Below are 18,636 nucleotides of genomic sequence, written 5' to 3' on the forward strand. Positions count from 1 at the left end.
CACATGCGGGACCGGCAGCCAGCCGTCCCCGCCGGCTGCATGCGCGGCGGGCGGCCATGAAGCCGCCCGCCACCGGTCCCCTCGTCCGTCGGGTCCTCCCTGCGCTGGTCGCCGGCATGGCTGCCGCCCTGCTCGGCTGGCTCGGCCTGGCGTCGCCGCTGGACGACCTCGTCCACCGGGCATTGCGCCCGCCGTCGACGCGCCCGCCTGCCGTGGTCGTGCTGGGTATCGACGATTCGGCGTCCTGGTCGAACGCCCGCCTCGCCGCCCTCATCGAACGGCTGCGCCTGGCCGGCGTCCGCGGCATCGCGGTGGACCTGCCGCTGGCGGCCGGTGCCGACGGCGACGCCGCCGGCGATGCGCAACTGGCCCGCGCCCTGCTCGACAGCCGGGTAGTGGTGGGCGTGCCGTTGCGCGCGCGCGGCGAGGCCCCGCCGGAGGCGCTGCTGCCTCCGGTCGAGTTCGCCGACGGCACGCGCCTGGGCCACCTCGAACTGCAACGCGACCGCGACGGCCGCATCCGCCGGCACCTGCCGCACATGCTGACCATGGACGGCATCCGCTGGCCCTCGCTGCCGCTGGCCCTGGTCCAGCCCGGTAGCAGCACCGACGCCGGCAGCTGGGAAACCGGCGAACGCTGGCGGGTCCCGTATCCCCGCCCGGGTCCGCCGACCTGGCGCGCGGTCGACGTGCTGCAGGAACGCATCGGCGCCGACCGCCTGCGCGGCAAGTGGGTCCTGCTCGGCCTGACCGATCCGGCCAGGCAGGCGCGCGTGCCGGGACCGCACGGAAGCGGGGCGCTGTATCCGGTCGAACACCAGGCGCGGACGGTGGCGATGCTGCTGCATGGCACCGCGCCACGCGAGGTACCGGCCCTGGTGCAGGCGCTGCTGGCGATGCTGGTGGCCGCCGGCGCGGTGTTCATCGGCCTCGGCAAGCGCGAACCCGGCTGGCGCCTGCCGGCCGCGGCGCTGGTGGGCATGGCGGTAAGCCTGGCCGCCTGCGGCTGGCTGTTCGAACGCCAGTACTGGTTCGCGCCGGGCGCCACCCTGGTCGTGCTGGGCCTGGCCCTGCTGGCCTGGGCCGTGGCCCAGGCGCGGCGGCAGTGGATCACCCGCCGGCGCATGCCCGGACTGGCCACCCGGCGGTCGCTGCATGCCGCGCTGCAGGCGAGCCGGACCGGCGGCGAGCCGCATGCCCTGCTGCTGGTCGAAGCCCGGGTGCCTGCCGGCGGCGACGGCGAGGCGCTGGCGACCCGGCTGGCCGGCCTGCTGCGCGCCCGCGCGCGGCGCCCCGGCGACGTCGCCGCCTACCTGGGCGACGGCCGCTTCGCGCTGCTGCTGCCGGGCACCTCGGCGGCGGCGGCCGAACGCATCCTCGACACCCTCCGCGACGAAGCCGACGCGCAGGCGCTACCGCTGCTGGGCAGCGTCCACGCCTGCGGCAGCGGCGCCTGCGACTGCCTGTGGCGGCTGGCGCTGCGCGCGCAGCCGGTGCAGCCGGCGCACTAGCCGGTCACACCGTCACGCGCATCCCCGGCCGCGCCAGGATCACGTGCTCGGCCCCGCGTTCGCTGAGCTCCCCGGCCAGCGCCTCGCGGGCGCGGTCCTCGCCGTGGACCAGCGCCAGCCGCGGACGGCCGTTGAAGTGGCCGTACCACTCGATCAGGCCGCGCTGGTCGGTGTGCGCGGACAGGCCGCCGACGGTGTGGATCTGCGCCTGCACGCGGTAGTCCTGGCCGTGGATGCGCACCCACGGCGCGCGCTCGACCAGGCGCCGGCCCAGCGTGCCTTCGGCCTGGAAACCGACGAAGACCACGTGGGTCTCGCGCCGGCCCAGGCGGTGGCGCAGGTGGTGCAGGATGCGGCCGCCGTTGGCCATGCCCGAACCGGCAATCACTATCGCGCCGTTGCCGACCTGGTTGATCGCCATCGACTCCTGGGTGCTGGCGGTGAAGTGCAGGTTGGGCAGGCGGAACGGCGAAGGCTTGCGCGCCCACACTTCCCGCGCCTGTTCGTCGAACAGCTCGTGGTGGCGGTCGTAGATCGCCACCACCTTCCCGGCCATCGGGCTGTCGAGGAAGATCCGCCAGCGCTCCAGGCCCCACTCCTTCCAATGGCGCGCGAACCAGTACAGCAGCTCCTGGCTGCGACCGACGGCGAAGGCCGGGATCAGCACGTTGCCGCGCTCGCGCCAGGCGTGCTCGAACACCTCGCCCAGCTCGGCGACGGTGGCCTGGCGGTCGCGGTGGTTGCGGTCGCCGTAGGTCGATTCCATCAGCACCAGATCGGCCTCGGCCACCGCTTCGGGATCGCGCAGGATCGGCGTGCCGCGCGGGCCGAGGTCGCCGGAGAACACCAGCTTGCGGCCGTCGCCCCACAGCTCGACGATGCTCGAGCCGAGGATGTGGCCGGCGTCGCGCAGGCAGATCTCGACGCCCGGCGCCACCGTGGTGCGCACGCCGTAGTCCAGCGGCCGCAGCAGCGGCAGCACATCGGCCACGTCCTCGCGGGTGAACAGCGGCGGCTGCGGCGGTTCTTCCGGGTCGCGGTGGCGGTTGGCGCGTTCGGCGTCGGACTCGGCCAGCGAGGCGGCGTCGGCCAGCATCACCGGCAGCAGGTCGGCTCCGGCGCGCTGCATGTAGATGGGGCCGCGGAAACCGCGTGCCACCAGCACCGGCACCCGGCCGATATGGTCGATGTGGGCGTGGCTGAGGACCAGCGCGTCCAGCCCGGCCGGATCGAACGGGAACGGATCGAAGTTCCGCGCCTCCAGCTCGCGCCGGCCCTGCAGCATCCCGCAGTCCAGCAGGATCCGCCGCCCGGCCGCCTCGACCAGGTGCATGGAACCGGTGACTTCGCCCGCCGCGCCGTGGAATTCGACCTGCATCCGGCCCTCCCGCCTTTGCGGCAAGCCTAGCGCCAACCGCGCCCCAGCGCCTGCAACCGGACTTCCGGGCCTTGCGCCGTATGGCGGCCCGGCATGACCTCCGGCAGTCCTCCGCTCAGGTCCCCGGGCGTAAAGTCGGGCCCACTGCCCCGTCCCTCCGGGGTTATCCCACCATGCCCGCGCGCCGGGCCGGAGAAACCGCAACGTGAACATCCGCAAGTCCCAGACCCTGCTGCTGCCGCTGGCCATCGCCGTGGCCCTGGCCGCCTGCTCGAAGAAGGAAGAGGCCGCCACCGCCGAGACCGCCGCCGCGCCGGAATACACCCTGGACGAAGCCAGCCTGCCCGGCGTGAACCGCTTCAGCGTGGCCGACCTGGACTCCACCAAGGACGCCTGCACCGACTTTGCCGCCTACGCCAACGGCACCTGGCTGGCCGCCAACCCGGTCCCGGGCGACCGCACCAGCTGGGGCGCGTTCGAGATGCTCGACGAGCGTTCCAACGCCGTGCAGCGCCAGCTGGCCGAGCAGGCCGGCGCCGATGCCAACGCCACCGGCGTGAAGAAGATCGTCGGCGACCTGTGGGCCACCGGCATGGACGAGGCGAAGATCAACGCCCAGGGCATCGAGCCGCTGGCCGGCCACCTGGCCGCGATCGACGCGCTGGCCGACGGCGCCGCCGTGGCCGAATACCTGCGCACCAGCGCCGCCAAGGGCCAGGGCTTCGTGTTCGACTTCGGCGCCGAAGCCGACTTCCAGAACCCGGACATGAACATCGCCTACGCGATGCAGGGCGGCCTGGGCCTGCCGGACAGCAAGTACTACACCGACGCCGACAAGGCCGGCATCCGCGAGGCCTATGTCGCCCACATCGCCAGGGTGCTGGAGCTGTCGGGCATCGCCGCCGACGAGGCGAAGAAGCAGGCCGCCGACGTGATGGCCTTCGAGACCCGCCTGGCCAAGGCCTCCAAGTCCCGCGAGGACCTGTCGCGCGACGTGTCGCTGTACTACAACCCGCTGTCGCTGGCCGACGCCGACAAGCTGACCCCGAACTTCCCGTGGTCGAAGTTCTTCGAGTCGCAGGGCGTGGCCGCGCCGGAGATGTTCTCGCTGGCGATCCCGGCGTTCCACCAGGAAGTGAGCAAGGCCCTGGGCGACACCGACGTGGCGACCTGGAAGTCGTACCTGCGCTTCCACACCGTCGACGGCGCCGCGCCGTACCTGAGCGACGACTTCGCCCAGGAGAGCTTCAACTTCTACAACAAGACCCTCAGCGGCCAGAAGGAAATGAAGCCGCGCTGGAAGCGCGTGCTGGCCACGGTCAACAGCCAGGCCGGCGAGGCGCTGGGCCAGATGTACGTGCAGGTCGCCTTCCCGGCCGAATCCAAGGCCAAGATGGAGGCGCTGGTCGCCAACCTCGGCACCGCGCTGAAGGCCCGCATCGAGAACCTGGAGTGGATGAGCGAGGAGACCAAGGCCAAGGCCCTGGTCAAGCAGGCCGCGTTCACCACCAAGATCGGCTACCCGGACAAGTGGCGCGAGTGGGACGGCCTGCAGACCAGCCGCGACAGCTACATCGGCAACGTGCTGGCCGCGCAGGAATTCAACTACCGCTGGAACCTGTCCAAGATCGGCAAGCCGGTGGACAAGACCGAGTGGGGCATGAGCCCGCAGACGGTCAACGCCTACTACAACCCGCTGCAGAACGAGATCGTGTTCCCGGCCGCCATCCTGCAGCCGCCGTTCTTCGACCCGGCCGCCCCCGACGAGGTCAACTACGGCGGCATCGGCGCGGTGATCGGCCACGAGATGACCCACGGCTACGACGACCAGGGCAGCCGCTTCGGCGCCACCGGCAAGTTCGAGAACTGGTGGACCCCGGCCGACGCCGAAGGCTTCTCCGCGCGCACCGGCAAGCTGGTCGCGCAGTTCGACGGCTACACCACCGCCGACGGCCAGAAGCTCAACGGCCGCCACACCCTCGGCGAGAACATCGCCGACCTGGGCGGCCTGGCCACGGCCTATGACGCGATGAAGGCCGCCGTCGGCGACACCCCGGACCCGATGACCGACGGCCTGACCCGCGACCAGCGCTTCTTCCTCAACTGGGCCACCGTGTGGCGCCGCAACTTCACCCCCGAGGAGCAGAAGAAGCGCATCGCCACCGACGAGCACGCGCTGGCGCAGTTCCGCGCCATCGGTGCGCCGTCGAACCTGCCGGCCTTCGCCGCCGCGTTCAAGTGCGAGCCGGGCAAGCCCATGGTCCGCCAGGGCGACGACCAGGTTGTGATCTGGTAAGCAGGTCCAGCGAGGCGCAGTACGCAGGAGGCCCGGTTCGTCCGGGCCTCCTGTTTTTCAGGGGTATCGGTTACGCGGACAGCGCGTTTTGCCTTGCTACACTGCCGCCACCCTGGACCCCGAGGCTGCAGCCCCGATGATGCATTTCCCCCGTCCGCTCGCCCTCGCCCTTGGCCTCGGCCTGCTCACCCTGGCCGCCGCCGACGCCGATGCCCAGCGCAAGAAGACCAAGGCCCCGGCCGTGAGCGCGCAGTGCACCGCGTTCTACCCGCAGGCCAATGCCGCCTGGCTGGCCGCCAACCCGCTGCCGGGCGACGCCGGCGCGACCAGCGCCCTCGCCCAGCTGTCCGAGCTGGCGCTGCAGCAGCAGCGCGAGCTGCTCGACGCGGCGATGCGCTCGCCGCAGAACGAAGTCCAGTCCCGCCTCGGCGACTTCTGGGCCAGCGGCCTGGACGAGGCCGCGGTCGAGGCCGACGGCTCTAAGCCGATCGCGCCGCTGCTGACCCGCATCAACGCGATAAAAAAGGCCAAGGACGTGCCGGCGGCGTTCGCGGCGCTGCACCAGGTCGGCATCCCGGTGGCGTTCAACTTCGCCCCGGACGTGGACCTGAAGGCGCTGGACCGCCACATCGGCTACTTCATGCAGGGCGGCATGGGCCTGCCCGACCCGGCCTTCTACACCCGCACCGACGCCGACACCCAGGCGGTGATGCAGCGCTATCGCGACTACGTCCGCCAGATCCTTTCGCTCACCGGCACCCCGAAGGAGCGCCTCGACGCCGAGGCCGACGCGGTGATCGCGGTGGAGACGGCGATCGCGCGCAAGGCGCAGTCGCTGGTCGACCTCAACAACCCGTTCCGCAACTACGCCCCCGTGGCGGTGGCGGACGTGAACAAGCGTTATCCGAACCTGCAGCTGGGCAAGTTCCTCGAGGCGCAGGGCGTGAAGGACGACCTGGTCTCGCTGTCCGACCCGGCCCTGTTCGCCGAACTCGATGCGATGGTCAACCGGATCAAGCCCGAGCAGTGGCGCGCCTACCTGCGCTGGCGCGTGGGCGACGCGATGGCGCCGTACCTGTCGCGCAGCTTCCGCGACGCCAGCTTCGCCTTCCGCGGCCAGGTGCTGTCCGGCCAGGCGGCGCAGGCGCCGCGCTGGCGCCAGGTGCTGGACGCGATCAATACCGCCGCCGGCCCGATGCTTGGCCACGAGTACGCCAACCGCTACCTCACCTCCGAGGAGCGCCGCCGCGCCGGCGTTATCGCCGACGAGGTCCGCGATGCCCTGCTGGTCGCGGTCGAGCGCAACAGCTGGCTCAGCGACGCGGCCAAGGCCGAGGCGGCGAAGAAGCTCAAGGCGATCAACATCGAGGTCGGCACCCCGCGCCGAAACCTCGACTACACGGTGCAGCCGATGGGCCGCGGCAGCTTCGGCGGCAACATGCTGATCGCCTCGACCTGGCGCCACCGCGAGGAAATGAAGCGGATCGGCAAGGGCAATGCCGACCGCCGCTGGGACGTGCTGCCGCAGCAGCCGGCACTGGCCTACGACATCGCCCAGAACCGCCTGATCGTCACCGCCGCGGTGCTGCAGCCGCCGGTGTTCGACGTCGACCGCCCGGCCGCCACCTACGGTGCCTACGGCGCCCTGGTCGGCACCCAGGTCAACCGCGCGATCGACGCCAGGGGGGCGCAGGTCAACGCTGCGGGCGAACTGGGCAACTGGTGGACCCCGGCCGACACCAACGCCTGGACCGCGCTGGGCGACCGCGTCGCCGCGCAGTACGCGGCGCAGGCCTATCCGGGCGTGAAGAACGGCCGGGTCAACGGAGCGCTGGTGCGCGACGTGGCGCTGGCCGACCAGGCCGGCATCGAACTGGCCTGGGAGGCCTACGCCAAGGCCCAGCCGGCGGCCAGCGAAGCCGACCGCCAGGCCTTCTTCGGCGCCTGGTCGGGGCTGTGGGCACAGCAGGTCGCGGAGAACGTCGCCACCGAGCGCATGGCCAGCGACATCCACGCGCCGGGCCCGCTGCGCAGCGATGTGCCGCTGTCCAACCTGGCGGCGTTCGGCGCGGCCTTCGGCTGCAAGGCCGGCCAGCCGATGCAGCGCGCCGACGCGGAACAGGTGCGGATCTGGCGCTGATCCTGCGCGTTCCGGAACACCACTAAAAAGGCGCGGATTCCCGCGCCTTTTTCCTTGCCTGTGCTATTTCACCCGGCGCAGGTGCGAAGGCCCGCGCGGCGGGCGCCGGCCGCCGAACGGCGGCTGCCCGCGCCAGTAGCGGATCACCAGCCAGCCGAACAGCATGCCGCCCAGGTGCGCGAAGTGGGCCACGCCCGGCTGCCAGCCGGTGAAGCCCAGCACCAGCTCGGCCACGCCGTAGAGGATCACGAAAGTGCGCGCGCGCATCGGGATCGGCGGGAACAGCAGCATCAGCCGCTGGTTCGGGAACAGCATGCCGTAGGCCAGCAGCAGGCCGAACACCCCACCGGAAGCGCCGACCGTGGGATAGGCCGGGCCGCCGCTGCTCACCGACCACCAGCCCACCGCCAGCTGGCACAGGCCGGCGCCGGCGACGCAGATCAGGAAGTAGGCCAGGAACCGGCGCGGGCCCCAGGTCAGTTCCAGCGGCGCGCCGAACATGAACACCGCGAGCATGTTGAACAGCAGGTGGCTCAGGTTCCCATGCAGGAAACCGTAGGTCAGCAGCTGCCAGGGCTGGAAGTTCTGGCCGGGCGAGAACGGGTCGAACCCGGCCGGCGGCCAGAGCATGAAGGCTTCGAAGGTGCCGGTGCCGAGCAGCCACTGCAGCAGGAACACCGCGCAGTTGGCGATGAGCAGGGCCTGGGTAACGGGGGGCAGGCGCGAGAACATGCGTCGCGGTTCCGGATCGGGACAGGCGGGCATGATAACGGCCCGCGCCGTAGCCGCCTGCATTCGCGCCCGCCGGCTGGCGGATGCCTGTCGGCAGCTTGCGCTGGCCGCCCTGGCGCACGCGCCCTTCAGCGGCTGCGCGTGCGACGCGGCGAAGGCGGCGGCGCCCACAGCGCCGCGTCGATGTCCGCGGCTTCGCCGGTGCGCCTGACCCGGCCGCCCTCCACGCGCACGCCTTCGGCGCGCAGGCGCTGGCACTGCTCGCGCCAGCCGCTCGATCCCTCGGGAAAGGCGATGCGTCCATCCGCGCGCAGCACGCGGTGCCAGGGAAGCTGCGGATCGGTATTGCCGGACAGCACGCGTGCGGCCAGGCGCGCGCGCCCGGGCAGGCCCGCGCGGCGGGCCACTTCGCCGTAGCCGGCCACCTGCCCCGGCGGGATCGCGCGCACCGCGGCGAGGATGCGCGCGGCGGGATCGTCCTTCGGGTTGCGAGACGCGGCGGCCATCAGCGGCTAGCATACCCCGGGGGATCGCGAGGGAGTGCCATGCGCAATTTCGAACAGATCCGCAGCCACCTGCTCAGCGCCGGTTTCCGCCTGACCATGCAGGAACCCTACGTGGCCTGCGTCGAACTGTCGCTGGAAGGCGGCAGCCGCCACCAGTCGATCTTCCTCTCCGAACTGGACGGCGACGACGGCCGCCCGCTGCTGCGGGTCAGCACGGTGATCGCCCCCACCACCGGGATCGATGCGCGCCGCGCGCTGGTGTTCAACTGGCAGAGCAGCGTCGGCTACCTGGCGATCGGCGAGCTGGACGGCGTGCCCTACCTGCAGCTGTGCGAGAACCGTCCCTACGACGGCCTCACTCCCGCCGAGGTCGAACGCCTGGTGCTGGAAATCGGCGGCCTGGGCGACAGCATGGAGCGCGCCCTCTCGGCCGAGGGCGACCTGCTCTGAAGCGTTCCCGCCGCTGCGCCCGATCCGCTGCCGACGTCGGTCGTCCCGCCCCGTAGAGCGGGTTCCCCCGCTCCACCCCCTGACAACGCGACCATCGCGCCAAAGCAGCGGGGCAAGCCCCGCTCTACGGGACCGTCGGGGACCAGGAGCGGCCGCGGATCAGGCCCAGCCCAGCGAGGCCAGGCCCTTGAAGATCAGCCAGGCCACGCCGGCCGCGGCCGGGATGGTCAGGATCCACGCCCAGACGATGCGCTCGATCACACCGAGCTTCAGCGCGCGCGGGTTCTTGGCGAAGCCCACGCCCATGATCGCGGTGGAGATGCTGTGGGTGGTCGACACCGGCATGCCGAAGTGCGCGGCCAGGGTCAGCACCGTGGCCGAGCTGGTCTCGGCGGCGAAGCCGTGGATCGGGTGCAGCTTGACCATCTTGTGGCCGAGGGTCTTGATGATGCGCCAGCCTCCGGAGGCGGTGCCCAGCGCCATCACGATGGCGCAGGTCAGCACGATCCACATCGCGATCTGGGTGCCGTCGCCCTCGCCCGGGTGCAGGAAGGCCAGCCAGCCCGGCAGCTCGTCCAGGGTGCCGGCGGCCTCGGCGCCGAACAGGGTCAGGGCGATGATGCCCATGGTCTTCTGCGCGTCGTTGTGGCCGTGGGCGTAGCCCATGTACGCCGCCGACAGGATCTGCGCCTTGCCGAAGAAGGCGTTGACCCAGCGCGGCCGCGCCAGCCGGCGCAGGATGCCGCCAGCCCGGGCCATGGCGGCGATGAGCCCCCACAGGCCCACCATCACCAGCACGCCCAGCAGGAAACCGGCCAGGGGCGATGTCACCATGGGCAGGAACACCTTCCACAGCAGGCCCTTGTTCTTGGCCCAGTTGCCGACGCTCTCGGACCAGACCAGCGCGTCCCAGTTGTTGTGCGAGGCGGCCAGCGCCGCGCCGCACAGGCCGCCGATCAGCGCATGCGAGGACGAGGACGGCAGGCCGAACCACCAGGTGATCAGGTTCCAGCCGATGCCGCCCAGCAGCGCGCACAGGATCACCTGCGAGGACGCCTCGACCACCTCGGTGTTGACGATGCCCGTGGCGATGGTCGCCGCCACCGCGGTACCGGTCAGGGCGCCGATCAGGTTCATGATCGCCGCGAGGGCTACGGCCTGGCCCGGCGCGAGCACCTTGGTCGCCACCACGGTGGCGATCGAGTTGGCGGTGTCATGGAAACCGTTGATGAACTCGAAGACCAGGGCGGCGAGGATCACCACCAGCACCAGGGTCAGCATGGTGCCCCTCCCTTCGGGCCGGCCGGCCGCAGCGGGCCGGCGCACAGATGCGCAGCGGACATCACGAGTTCTTCAGCACGATCTGGTAGGCGACCACGCCAGCCTCGCGGCAGCGGTCGATGGCCTTCTCCAGGATCTCGAAGAACTCCTTGAGCAGGAACATCTGCAGGTGGTCGAGGCGGCCGGAGTAGATGTCGCGGTACAGCTCCAGCATCAGCCGGTCGGCCTCGTTCTCGATCGCGCGCAGCTTCTCGTTGAGCGCGGTCATCCGGTCCAGGTTCATGCTGCGCAGCTCGCGCACCATCTCCACCACCACGCCGGCGGCCTGCTCCAGCATCGCCGCGCGCGGCGCGAAGTCGATGTGGGCCAGGTGCTGGGTCGCCAGCGAGTAGCGGTCGGCGAACTTCTCGATCTGCTTGGGGATCTTGTACAGGGCCGAGCCCAGGGCCTCGATGTCCTCGCGCTCCAGCGGGGTCATGAAGCTCTCGACCAGTTCCTTGCTGATCTTCTCCGAGGCGGTGCGCTCGCGCTGGCGGGCCAGCTTGAAGGCGTCCAGCGCCGGCTGGCGGTCGGAGGCCTTCATCATCTGGTAGAGGGCCTTGGCGCTGTCGTGCGCGGCCTCGGCGGCCTCGTCGAGCAGGACGAAGAACTGCTTGCCGGAGCCGAAAATGGTCTGCAGGGAAAACATGGGCGGGGTTCCGCCGCCTCGGGAGGGGCGGCAAATGCGGGCGGAATTATGACAGGCCGCACATGGCCCCGTAACCCTGCCCCGCCGCCGGACCGCCCGTGACGCGGCCTGCACGGGGCGGCTTTGCTAAGATGCGCCCGTGCCGCCGGCACGACCTATGGACGAAGACCCACATTCCCCGCCCTGCCGCGCCCGCGCCCAGCGCCGCCCCGGCCTCCTGATCCTGTCGCCAGCCTGCGGGGCCGCGCCCCATGGCTGAGCTGCTGATCGTCCTTGCCCTGATCCTGCTCAACGGCTTCTTCGCGATGTCGGAGATGTCGGTGATGACCTCGCGCAAGAGCCGGCTCAAGCAGCTGGCCCAGGCGAGCAGGCGCGCCGCCCGGGCCCTGGCGCTGGCCGAGCGGCCGGAGAACTTCCTGTCCACCGTGCAGATCGGGATCACCCTGATCGGCATCCTCACCGGCCTGTTCGGCGGCGAGGCCATCGGCCTGGCCATCGGCGGCTGGCTGTCCCGCGTGTTCCCCTCGCTGGGAGACGCCGCCGGGACGCTCGGCAAGTTCCTGGCGGTGGGCCTGATCACCTACCTGACGCTGATCTTCGGCGAACTGGTCCCCAAGCGCCTGGCGATCACCGCGCCGGAGAAGATCGCCGGCATCGTCGCCGTGCCGATGGGCTGGCTGGCCACCATCGCCTTCCCCTTCGTCTGGCTGCTGTCGCAGAGCACCCGCCTGGTCCTGCGCATGCTCGGCCTGGGCAAGGACCAGGCCAGCGCGATCAGCGAGGAGGAGATCCGCATGCTGGTGGCCGAGAGCCACGAGCAGGGCGTGATCGACGTCCACGAGCGCGACATGGTCAACCGGGTGATCCGCCTCGGCGACCGCACTGCCGACAGCCTGATGACCCCGCGCAACCGCATCGCCTGGCTCGACGCCAGCGCCCCGGTCGAGGAGAGCCTGGAGGTGATGCGCGAGCAGCAGTTCTCCCGCTACCCGGTCTACCGCGGCAGCGACCAGGACGTGGCCGGCATCCTCGAGGTCAAGTCGCTGATCCACACCATCGGCGGCGACCTGGCCGAACGCCTGTACCACGACCTGCGCCCGGCGTTGTTCGTGTCCGAGTCCACCCACGCGATGAAGCTGCTGGAGATCTTCCGCGAGGAACAGCAGTCGATGGCGCTGGTGGTGGACGAGTACGGCGAGATCCAGGGCCTGGTCACCGTCTCCGACCTGATGGGCGCCATCGTCGGCCGCCTGCAGTCGGTGGAGAACAACGACGAGGACGCGCTGGTGGTCCATCGCGAGGACGGTTCCCTGCTGGTCGACGGCACCCTGCCGACCGAGGACCTGCGCGAGCTCATGGACGGCGCGGCCCTGCCCGACGCCGACGAAGGCGACTACCACACCCTGGCCGGCATGTGCATCGCGCACTTCGGCCGGATCCCGAACGTCGGCGAGCATTTCGACTGGGCCGGCTGGCGAATCGAGGTGGTCGACCTGGACGGCGCGCGCGTCGACAAGCTGCTGCTGCGCCGCCTGCCGCAGGACGGTGACGATGCGCCGGCCGACTGACCGGCGCGACGATCCCGAAGCGGCGGCCGGCAGCGGCATCGCCCGCCTGCTGCAGTCCTTTTCCGGGGGCGACCCCGACCAGGTGCTGGACCTGCACGGCCTGCTGCAGGGCCTGGGCCGTTCGGCCTTCGGCATGTTCCTGTTCGTCTCGATCCTGCCCGGCTTCATCCCCATCCCGGGCTTCGCCGGCGTGATCAGCGGCCCGCTGGTGGTGCTGATCGGCCTGCAGCTGCTGGTCGGGCTGCGCGAACCGTGGCTGCCGGGTTTCATCGGCCGGCGTGGACCGAAACGCAGCACCATGGTCCGCTTCTGCAACCGGATCTCGCCATGGATGGCGCGGCTCGAACACCTGGTGCGGCCGCGCCTGCAGGTGCTGGCCGGGAGCCGCCTGGCCAATGCGTTCACCGGCCTGCTGCTGATCGGGCTGGGCGTGCTGCTGGCGCTGCCGCTGCCGATGACCAACTACGTCTTCGCCGGCACCCTGCTGCTGTTCGCGCTGGCGCTGCTGGAGCGCGATGGCGCCCTGCTGCTGGCGCTGTGGCTGGTAGCCGGCGCCGGCCTGGTGGCGACCGGCCTGCTTTCGGAGGAACTGGCCACCCTCGTCCATGGCTGGCTGACGCGGGACTGAGCCGCGCCGCGGCGGACCGCGCTCAGCGGCCGCGCCGCGCCAGCAGGTGGGCGAACTCGGTGGCGCTGACCGGGTGGCTGAGCCAGTAGCCCTGGACCAGGTCGCAGCCGCGCTCGGCGAGGAGGTTGTACTGCGCTTCCTTCTCCACGCCCTCGGCCACGACGGTGATGCCGAGCGAATGGGCCATGGCGATGATCGCGGTGGTGAGGGCCAGGTCGTCCGGATCGCGCTGCAGGTCGGCGACGAAGCTGCGGTCGATCTTGACCCCGTCCACCGGCACGCGGCGCAGGTGGCTGAGGCCGGAGAAGCCGGTGCCGAAATCGTCCAGCCATACCTTCACCCCGGTGCTGTGCAGGCGCGCCAGCATCGCCGCGGCCTGCAGCTCGTCGCTGATCACCGCCGTCTCGGTCAGCTCCAGGTGCAGGCACGAGGCCGGCAGGCCGGTCTCGCGCAGGCACTCGGCGACGATGTCCGGCAGGTCGCCCTTGCGCAGCTGGCGTGGCGACACGTTCACCGACACGAACAGGCGCTCGTTGCCCTCGCCCATGTGGGTCCAGCGCATCGCCTCGGTGCAGGCCGCGCGCAGCACGCGCGGGCCGATGCCCTCGATCAGGCCGCTCTGCTCGGCCACGTCGATGAACACCGACGGCGCGATCATGCCCAGCATCGGGTGCTGCCAGCGCAGCAGCGCCTCGGCGCCGACCACGCGGCCGTCGCTGGTCCGGCACACCGGCTGGTAGACCACGCTCAGCTCGCCGCGCTCCCATGCGCCGCGCAGCTCCTGCTCCATGTGCACGCGGCGCTCGACCGCGTGGTCCATCGCCCGGCTGTAGAAGCGGAAGCCGTTCTTGCCCGCGACCTTGGCCTGGTACATGGCGATGTCGCCGTTCTTCATCAGCGCGCTGGCGCTGGAGGCGTCCTCGGGGAACAGGGTGATGCCGATCGAGGTACCCAGGAACACCTGGCGGTCCTGGATGTCCAGCGGCCGGCGCAGCTCGGCCACCAGCACCTCGGCCAGGCGCGTGGCGGCGGCGCGCACGTCGCCTTCCTGGATCAGGATCACGAACTCGTCGCCGCCGAAGCGGGCCAGCAGCGCGTCGTCGCCGCCGTACCTGTCCACCGCCTCGCGGATGCGGTTGGCGAACTGCAGCAGCGCCTCGTCGCCGGCCTCGTGGCCGAGGGTGTCGTTGACCCGCTTGAAGTCGTCGATGTCGGCGAACAGCAGGGCCAGCTGGCGGCCGGAACCGCGCAGCAGCATCAGCCGGTGGTCCAGGCTCTCGCGGAACGCCAGGCGGTTGGTCAGGCCGGTGAGCGCGTCGGTGTAGGCCATGCGCCGCACCTCGCGGTCGTGGCGGGCCACGCTCTCGCTCATCCGGCCGAAGGCGCGGATCAGGTCGCCGACCTCGTCGGTGCGCTTGCTGTCCACGCGCTCGACGCTGTAGTCGCCGGCTTCGATCCGCCGCGCCGCCTCGGCGAGGCTGCGGATCGGTTTCACCAGCGTGCGCTGCACGTACCAGGCGACAAGGAAGCACACCAGGCCCAGCAGCGCCATCGGCAGCGCCAGCCAGCGCAGGTGGCGGCCACTCAACGCGTCCATCCGCTCGCGCAGTTCGGCGAAGTTGCGCTGCGCGTAGCTGTCGGCGAAATCCAGGTCCAGGGCCACGCGCACCCCGCCTACCCGCTCGCTGCCGACCATGACCGGCGCCGTGCCGGTCAGCAGCCCCGGCGCGGTCTGCACGCTCACGCCCTGGCTGGCGACCGCCTCGGCCGCCAGCGGATCGGTCATCGGCTGGCCGAAGCCGGCGATTTCCACCGAACCGTCGTGGACCAGCCGCCCCTCCAGGTCGTAGACGCGGATCCACTTGACCAGGTCGTCGCGCGAGTTGTCGCGCAGCACCGTGCCGATCGCGTCCAGGTCGCGGTAGTACATCGGGTTGGCCAGGTTCTCGGCCAGCTGCACGACCAGCGAACGGGCGTGGTCGCGCAGGTAGGTGTCGATCAGGCTGCGGACGCCCTCGCGGCCGATCGTCTCGGTCTCGTCGCGCATCTGCTGCTGGCGCCCCATCAGCACCACCAGCACCAGCAGCACGACGCCGAGCATCATCGCCATCGCCGCCAGCGAGCGGGCCTGGAGCCCGAAACGCAGTCTCATTCGACCTCCGAGCGGACGCGCTGCACGCCGGCGCGCAGCACGTCCAGCGTGCGCTCGGATGCCGGGTCCAGCGGCAGGAAGCGCGAGGTATTGAAGAACAGGCGCATCGCCTGGCGCGCCTCCGGGTCGTCGGCGGCCTGCAGCAGGACCTCGCGCAGCCGCTTCTCGACCTTCGGGTCCAGGCTGCTGCGCACCAGCTCCAGCGCGCGCGGGTACGGGTGGCTCTCGTGGATCACGCGGAAGTCACCACGGAAGGCGTCAGGCAACCGCGACGGGTCGTTCCAGTCCAGGTTGCTGAGCGCGCCGGCGTCGAGCAGGCGCTTGTGCACCCAGGAGGCGATGTTGAGCTCGGAGCGGGCGAACACGTAGCCGACCCGGTCCGGCGCCGGCATGTCCGACGGCGCCAGCAGGATTTCCGGCGACAGGCCGGCATCGAGCAGCTCGGTCATCGGCACCATGTAGGCGCTGGTCGAGGCGATGCTCTGCAGGGCGACGGTGTGGCCCGGCAGGTCCTGCAGGCTGCGGATCGGGCTGTCCTTGCGGACGAAGAACACCGAGTGGTAGTGGCTGACGCCGTTGCGTTCGGTCAGCAGGATCGGCCGCGCCGCGGCGCGCTGCTGCAGCTGCACCGCGGTGCTGGCGGTCTCGGTGACCCAGTCGACGCGGTTGCGGCGCAGGTAGCTGGCCATCTGCTGCGCGTCGCGCGCCATCAGGATGCGGCCTTCGGTGATGCCGACCTCGCGCATGCGCGGCACGACGTAGTCGAGCAGCGGCTTGAGCTGGTCGTAGTGTTCCTTGGGGTCGTCGCTGATGCGGCCGAGCACCAGAACGTGCGCGTCCTCGGCGGCCTGGGCCGGCAAGCCGATGATGGCCACGATGGCGGCCATGCAGGCCGCCTGGATCCATCTACGCACTGTGGACAACGCAGACTCCCCTTTCCCGGAGCCCAAAGCCTAGCCGGAAACCGGTCAGGGCGACAGACGCCCCGTGGCGATGCGGGCCATGCGCTGGGCGTCGGCCAGGATGCCCCGCAGCAGCCGCACCTCGTTGACCGTCAGGTCGGTGCGCAGGAACAGCCGCCGCAGCTTGCGCATCGCCGAATCCGGGACCCGGCCCTTGTGGAAATCGATCTCCTCCAGGGTCTCGGCCAGCTGGGCGAAGAAGCCCTCGACCTGCTCATGGGTGGCGGGCAGTTCGTCCGGGCGCGGCGCGGCCGGCGCGGCCGGCGCGGCGGGGGCGGCCGCCAGCAGGGCCAGTCGCACCTCGTAGGACAGCACCTGCACCGCCGCGGCCAGGTTGAGCGAGCTGAAGGCCGGGTCGGAGGGGATGTGCACCGAGGCGTGGCACAGCTGCAGCTCCTCGTTGGTCAGGCCGGTACGCTCGCGGCCGAAGACCAGCGCCACCGGGCCTTCCGGCGCGGCGCCCAGCAGGCGCTGCGCGGCCTGGTCCGGTTCCAGCTGTTCCAGCTGGACCCGGCGGCTGCGCGCGGTGCAGCCCAGCACCAGCCGGCAGTCGGCGACCGCCTCGGCCAGCGTTGCGTGGACCGGGGCGGCGTCGAGCACGTCCTCGGCGCCGGCCGAGCGCCGGTAGGCGTCGTCGTCCAGCGGCTTCTCCGGCGCGACCAGGACCAGCTGCGACAGGCCCATGGTCTTCAGCGCGCGGGCCGCCGCGCCGATGTTGCCGGGGTGCTGGGTGCCGACGAGGATGATGCGGACCTGGGCGGCCAGGCCCGGATTCGCCGGCGCGGGGGATTCGTTCAGGGGATCGGACATGCTGCAGATGTTAAACTGCGCGGCCCGGCGTCGAGCGCCGGAATGTTCTTTTCCTTCGTCCGCCCAGTTCCAGCCCTTACGGGAGCCTTCGCCATGCAAACCCCCGCCGTCAACGTCATGGTCAAGGCCGCCCGCCTCGGCGGCAACGTCCTGCTGCGCAACATCAACCGCCTGGACGCCCTGAACGTGGTCCAGAAGCAGCGCATGGACTACGCCAGCGAAGTGGACGCCGACGCGGAGAAGGTCATCGTCAAGGAACTGCGCCGCGCCTACCCCGACTACGGCGTGCTGGGCGAGGAAAGCGGCCACACCGCCGGCCGCAACAGCCGCTTCCAGTGGGTGATCGACCCGCTCGACGGCACCAGCAACTACCTGCGCGGCTTCCCGCACTACTGCGTCTCCATCGCCCTGGTCGACAACGGCGAGCCGATCGACGCGGTGATCTTCGACCCGCTGCGCAACGAGCTGTTCACCGCCAGCCGCGGCGCCGGAGCCGTGCTCAACGACAAGAAGATCCGCGTGGCCGACCGCAAGGACCTGGCCGGCACCGTGGTCGCCACCGGCTTCCCGCCGCGCGAGCGCGCCCGCGCCAGCGCCCAGCTCAAGTGCGTGGACTCACTGCTGGTCCAGGCCGAAGACGTGCGCCGCACCGGCTCGGCCGCCCTGGACCTGGCCTACGTCGCCTGTGGCCGCCTGGACGCCTACTTCGAGGCCGGCGTGAAGGCCTGGGACATCGCCGCCGGCGTCCTGCTGGTGCGCGAGGCCGGCGGCAAGGTCTGCGACTTCCGCGGCGCCACCACCCCGCGCATGGACGAGCGCGGCCCGGAGGCCCGCCAGATCATCGCCGCCAACGTGAAGGTCGCCGAGGAACTGCAGAAGCTGGTGGTCAACACCGGGTACGCGGCGGCGTTCAACTGACGCGCCGACCGGTTCGACCCGGCGTAATCGAAGAGCCGCCCATGGGGCGGCTCTTTCCGTTTGGGCGCACGGGTATCCGGCGATGGCGCACCCAGCCCCTTTCCCCGGGAGAGGGGAACGAGTAGCGCGGTGAGGTTGTTGGCGCTTGGCGACGCGCCACCCGTCGCCAGCGCCCCTGCTCAGTTCCGGCTACCGCGAACGGGAGCCTTGCCGGCNCCCGNCCCNCNCCCCCAGCCCCTCTCCCGGGGGAAGAGGGGAGAACGAAGCCACGACCCGAACGCGCCGGAAGACGCGGTAACGCGGGGGTATGGCGCAAGCGGCACATGGATGTGCCGCGGTCGCGCGTTGGAGCAGGACGCGGAACCGCGCGATGCGGCATACCCCCGTGCTGCCGCGGCTCCGTCCGGAGCTGGCCCAACCCAACGCTGTCACTGTCGCTGTTGCTGTTGCTGTCCGATCGAGCAGGATCAGGCTCGTGCGGGAACGCCGGGAAGCCACCGCCACCGCGAACCGGACGCCTGCCGGCTCCCGACCCTCTCCCCCAGCCCCTCTCCCGGGGGGAGAGGGGAGAACGAAGCCACGACCCGAACGCGCCGGAAGACGCGGTAGCGCGGGG

15 protein-coding genes are annotated in these 18,636 nt (G+C 71.2%); 7 read left to right on the plus strand and 8 right to left on the minus strand.

Annotation, left to right across the window (positions count from 1 at the left end):
• The first annotated feature begins 116 nt into the window (after positions 1–116).
• Positions 117–1,511: a CHASE2 domain-containing protein gene (locus M503_RS0112575; RefSeq protein WP_197017228.1), complete on the plus strand. Its 1,395-nt coding sequence runs from the start codon at positions 117–119 to the stop codon at positions 1,509–1,511.
• Between the two features lie 4 nt (positions 1,512–1,515).
• On the opposite strand, the gene M503_RS16470 is transcribed toward M503_RS0112575, so the two are convergent.
• A complete protein-coding gene (locus M503_RS16470; protein WP_037061363.1) occupies positions 1,516–2,889 on the minus strand; it encodes an MBL fold metallo-hydrolase RNA specificity domain-containing protein in 1,374 nt (457 codons plus the stop codon).
• Between the two features lie 229 nt (positions 2,890–3,118).
• Between M503_RS16470 and M503_RS0112585 the strand changes: the two genes are divergently transcribed.
• A complete protein-coding gene (locus tag M503_RS0112585; protein ID WP_028918652.1) occupies positions 3,119–5,185 on the plus strand; it encodes a M13 family metallopeptidase in 2,067 nt (688 codons plus the stop codon).
• A 139-nt stretch (positions 5,186–5,324) separates the two neighbouring features.
• Complete coding sequence (locus M503_RS0112590) at positions 5,325–7,325, plus strand: M13-type metalloendopeptidase (RefSeq protein ID WP_028918651.1); 2,001 nt, start codon at positions 5,325–5,327, stop codon at positions 7,323–7,325.
• A 63-nt stretch (positions 7,326–7,388) separates the two neighbouring features.
• On the opposite strand, the gene M503_RS0112595 is transcribed toward M503_RS0112590, so the two are convergent.
• Positions 7,389–8,057, minus strand: coding sequence for a rhomboid family intramembrane serine protease (locus tag M503_RS0112595; protein WP_024869149.1), 669 nt, complete (start codon positions 8,055–8,057; stop codon positions 7,389–7,391).
• 128 nt (positions 8,058–8,185) lie between these two features.
• Positions 8,186–8,563 (minus strand): MGMT family protein, encoded by a 378-nt coding sequence (locus M503_RS0112600; protein WP_051414587.1) that lies wholly within the window; start codon positions 8,561–8,563, stop codon positions 8,186–8,188.
• A gap of 39 nt (positions 8,564–8,602) precedes the next feature.
• On the opposite strand from M503_RS0112600, the gene M503_RS0112605 reads away from it, so the two are divergent.
• Positions 8,603–9,013, plus strand: coding sequence for a hypothetical protein (locus M503_RS0112605; RefSeq protein WP_024869151.1), 411 nt, complete (start codon positions 8,603–8,605; stop codon positions 9,011–9,013).
• 159 nt (positions 9,014–9,172) lie between these two features.
• Here the strand turns inward: M503_RS0112605 and M503_RS0112610 are convergent, their stop codons facing one another.
• On the minus strand, positions 9,173–10,294 hold the full coding sequence (locus M503_RS0112610; protein WP_028918649.1) for an inorganic phosphate transporter: 1,122 nt from the start codon (positions 10,292–10,294) through the stop codon (positions 9,173–9,175).
• A 61-nt stretch (positions 10,295–10,355) separates the two neighbouring features.
• Positions 10,356–10,982, minus strand: a complete 627-nt coding sequence (locus M503_RS0112615) for a DUF47 domain-containing protein (RefSeq protein ID WP_028916055.1) — start codon at positions 10,980–10,982, stop codon at positions 10,356–10,358.
• A 251-nt stretch (positions 10,983–11,233) separates the two neighbouring features.
• On the opposite strand from M503_RS0112615, the gene M503_RS0112620 reads away from it, so the two are divergent.
• Both M503_RS0112620 and M503_RS0112625 read left to right on the plus strand, forming a co-directional pair.
• Positions 11,234–12,550 carry a hemolysin family protein gene (locus M503_RS0112620; RefSeq protein ID WP_028918648.1) on the plus strand — a complete coding sequence of 439 codons (1,317 nt, stop codon included), beginning with the start codon at positions 11,234–11,236 and terminating at the stop codon, positions 12,548–12,550.
• Entirely contained in the window at positions 12,534–13,178 is a 645-nt protein-coding gene (locus M503_RS0112625) for an exopolysaccharide biosynthesis protein (RefSeq protein ID WP_028918647.1), read from the plus strand. The genes M503_RS0112620 and M503_RS0112625 overlap by 17 nt, the downstream gene beginning before the upstream one ends.
• A gap of 22 nt (positions 13,179–13,200) precedes the next feature.
• On the opposite strand, the gene M503_RS0112630 is transcribed toward M503_RS0112625, so the two are convergent.
• From M503_RS0112630 to M503_RS0112640, 3 genes are read right to left on the minus strand one after another with little or no spacing between them, the layout of a single operon-like run.
• A complete protein-coding gene (locus tag M503_RS0112630) occupies positions 13,201–15,330 on the minus strand; it encodes a putative bifunctional diguanylate cyclase/phosphodiesterase (RefSeq protein ID WP_028918646.1) in 2,130 nt (709 codons plus the stop codon).
• Positions 15,327–16,253: a PhnD/SsuA/transferrin family substrate-binding protein gene (locus tag M503_RS0112635; protein ID WP_024869157.1), complete on the minus strand. Its 927-nt coding sequence runs from the start codon at positions 16,251–16,253 to the stop codon at positions 15,327–15,329. Before M503_RS0112635 ends, M503_RS0112630 begins: the two co-directional genes overlap by 4 nt.
• 45 nt (positions 16,254–16,298) lie before the next feature.
• The gene (locus tag M503_RS0112640) at positions 16,299–17,102 is read right to left on the minus strand and encodes an RNA methyltransferase (RefSeq protein ID WP_051414589.1); all 804 of its coding nucleotides are present in this window, start codon (positions 17,100–17,102) and stop codon (positions 16,299–16,301) included.
• A 93-nt stretch (positions 17,103–17,195) separates the two neighbouring features.
• Between M503_RS0112640 and M503_RS0112645 the strand changes: the two genes are divergently transcribed.
• Positions 17,196–18,020, plus strand: coding sequence for an inositol monophosphatase family protein (locus M503_RS0112645; protein ID WP_028918644.1), 825 nt, complete (start codon positions 17,196–17,198; stop codon positions 18,018–18,020).
• Positions 18,021–18,636: the final 616 nt, after the last annotated feature.

The organism is Pseudoxanthomonas suwonensis J47, assembly GCF_000513955.1.
In the GTDB taxonomy this organism is placed as follows: Bacteria; Pseudomonadota; Gammaproteobacteria; order Xanthomonadales; family Xanthomonadaceae; genus Pseudoxanthomonas; species Pseudoxanthomonas suwonensis_C.

Coding starts and splice junctions, on each gene's coding strand:
- M503_RS0112575 (WP_197017228.1), top strand. CDS start 117: ATGGCTGCCGCCCTGCTCGGCTGGCTCGGCCTGGCGTCGCCGCTGGAC.
- M503_RS16470 (WP_037061363.1), bottom strand. CDS start 2,889: ATGCAGGTCGAATTCCACGGCGCGGCGGGCGAAGTCACCGGTTCCATG.
- M503_RS0112590 (WP_028918651.1), top strand. CDS start 5,325: ATGCATTTCCCCCGTCCGCTCGCCCTCGCCCTTGGCCTCGGCCTGCTC.
- M503_RS0112595 (WP_024869149.1), bottom strand. CDS start 8,057: ATGTTCTCGCGCCTGCCCCCCGTTACCCAGGCCCTGCTCATCGCCAAC.
- M503_RS0112600 (WP_051414587.1), bottom strand. CDS start 8,563: ATGGCCGCCGCGTCTCGCAACCCGAAGGACGATCCCGCCGCGCGCATC.
- M503_RS0112605 (WP_024869151.1), top strand. CDS start 8,603: ATGCGCAATTTCGAACAGATCCGCAGCCACCTGCTCAGCGCCGGTTTC.
- M503_RS0112610 (WP_028918649.1), bottom strand. CDS start 10,294: ATGCTGACCCTGGTGCTGGTGGTGATCCTCGCCGCCCTGGTCTTCGAG.
- M503_RS0112615 (WP_028916055.1), bottom strand. CDS start 10,982: ATGTTTTCCCTGCAGACCATTTTCGGCTCCGGCAAGCAGTTCTTCGTC.
- M503_RS0112620 (WP_028918648.1), top strand. CDS start 11,234: ATGGCTGAGCTGCTGATCGTCCTTGCCCTGATCCTGCTCAACGGCTTC.
- M503_RS0112625 (WP_028918647.1), top strand. CDS start 12,534: ATGCGCCGGCCGACTGACCGGCGCGACGATCCCGAAGCGGCGGCCGGC.
- M503_RS0112630 (WP_028918646.1), bottom strand. CDS start 15,330: ATGAGACTGCGTTTCGGGCTCCAGGCCCGCTCGCTGGCGGCGATGGCG.
- M503_RS0112640 (WP_051414589.1), bottom strand. CDS start 17,102: ATGTCCGATCCCCTGAACGAATCCCCCGCGCCGGCGAATCCGGGCCTG.
- M503_RS0112645 (WP_028918644.1), top strand. CDS start 17,196: ATGCAAACCCCCGCCGTCAACGTCATGGTCAAGGCCGCCCGCCTCGGC.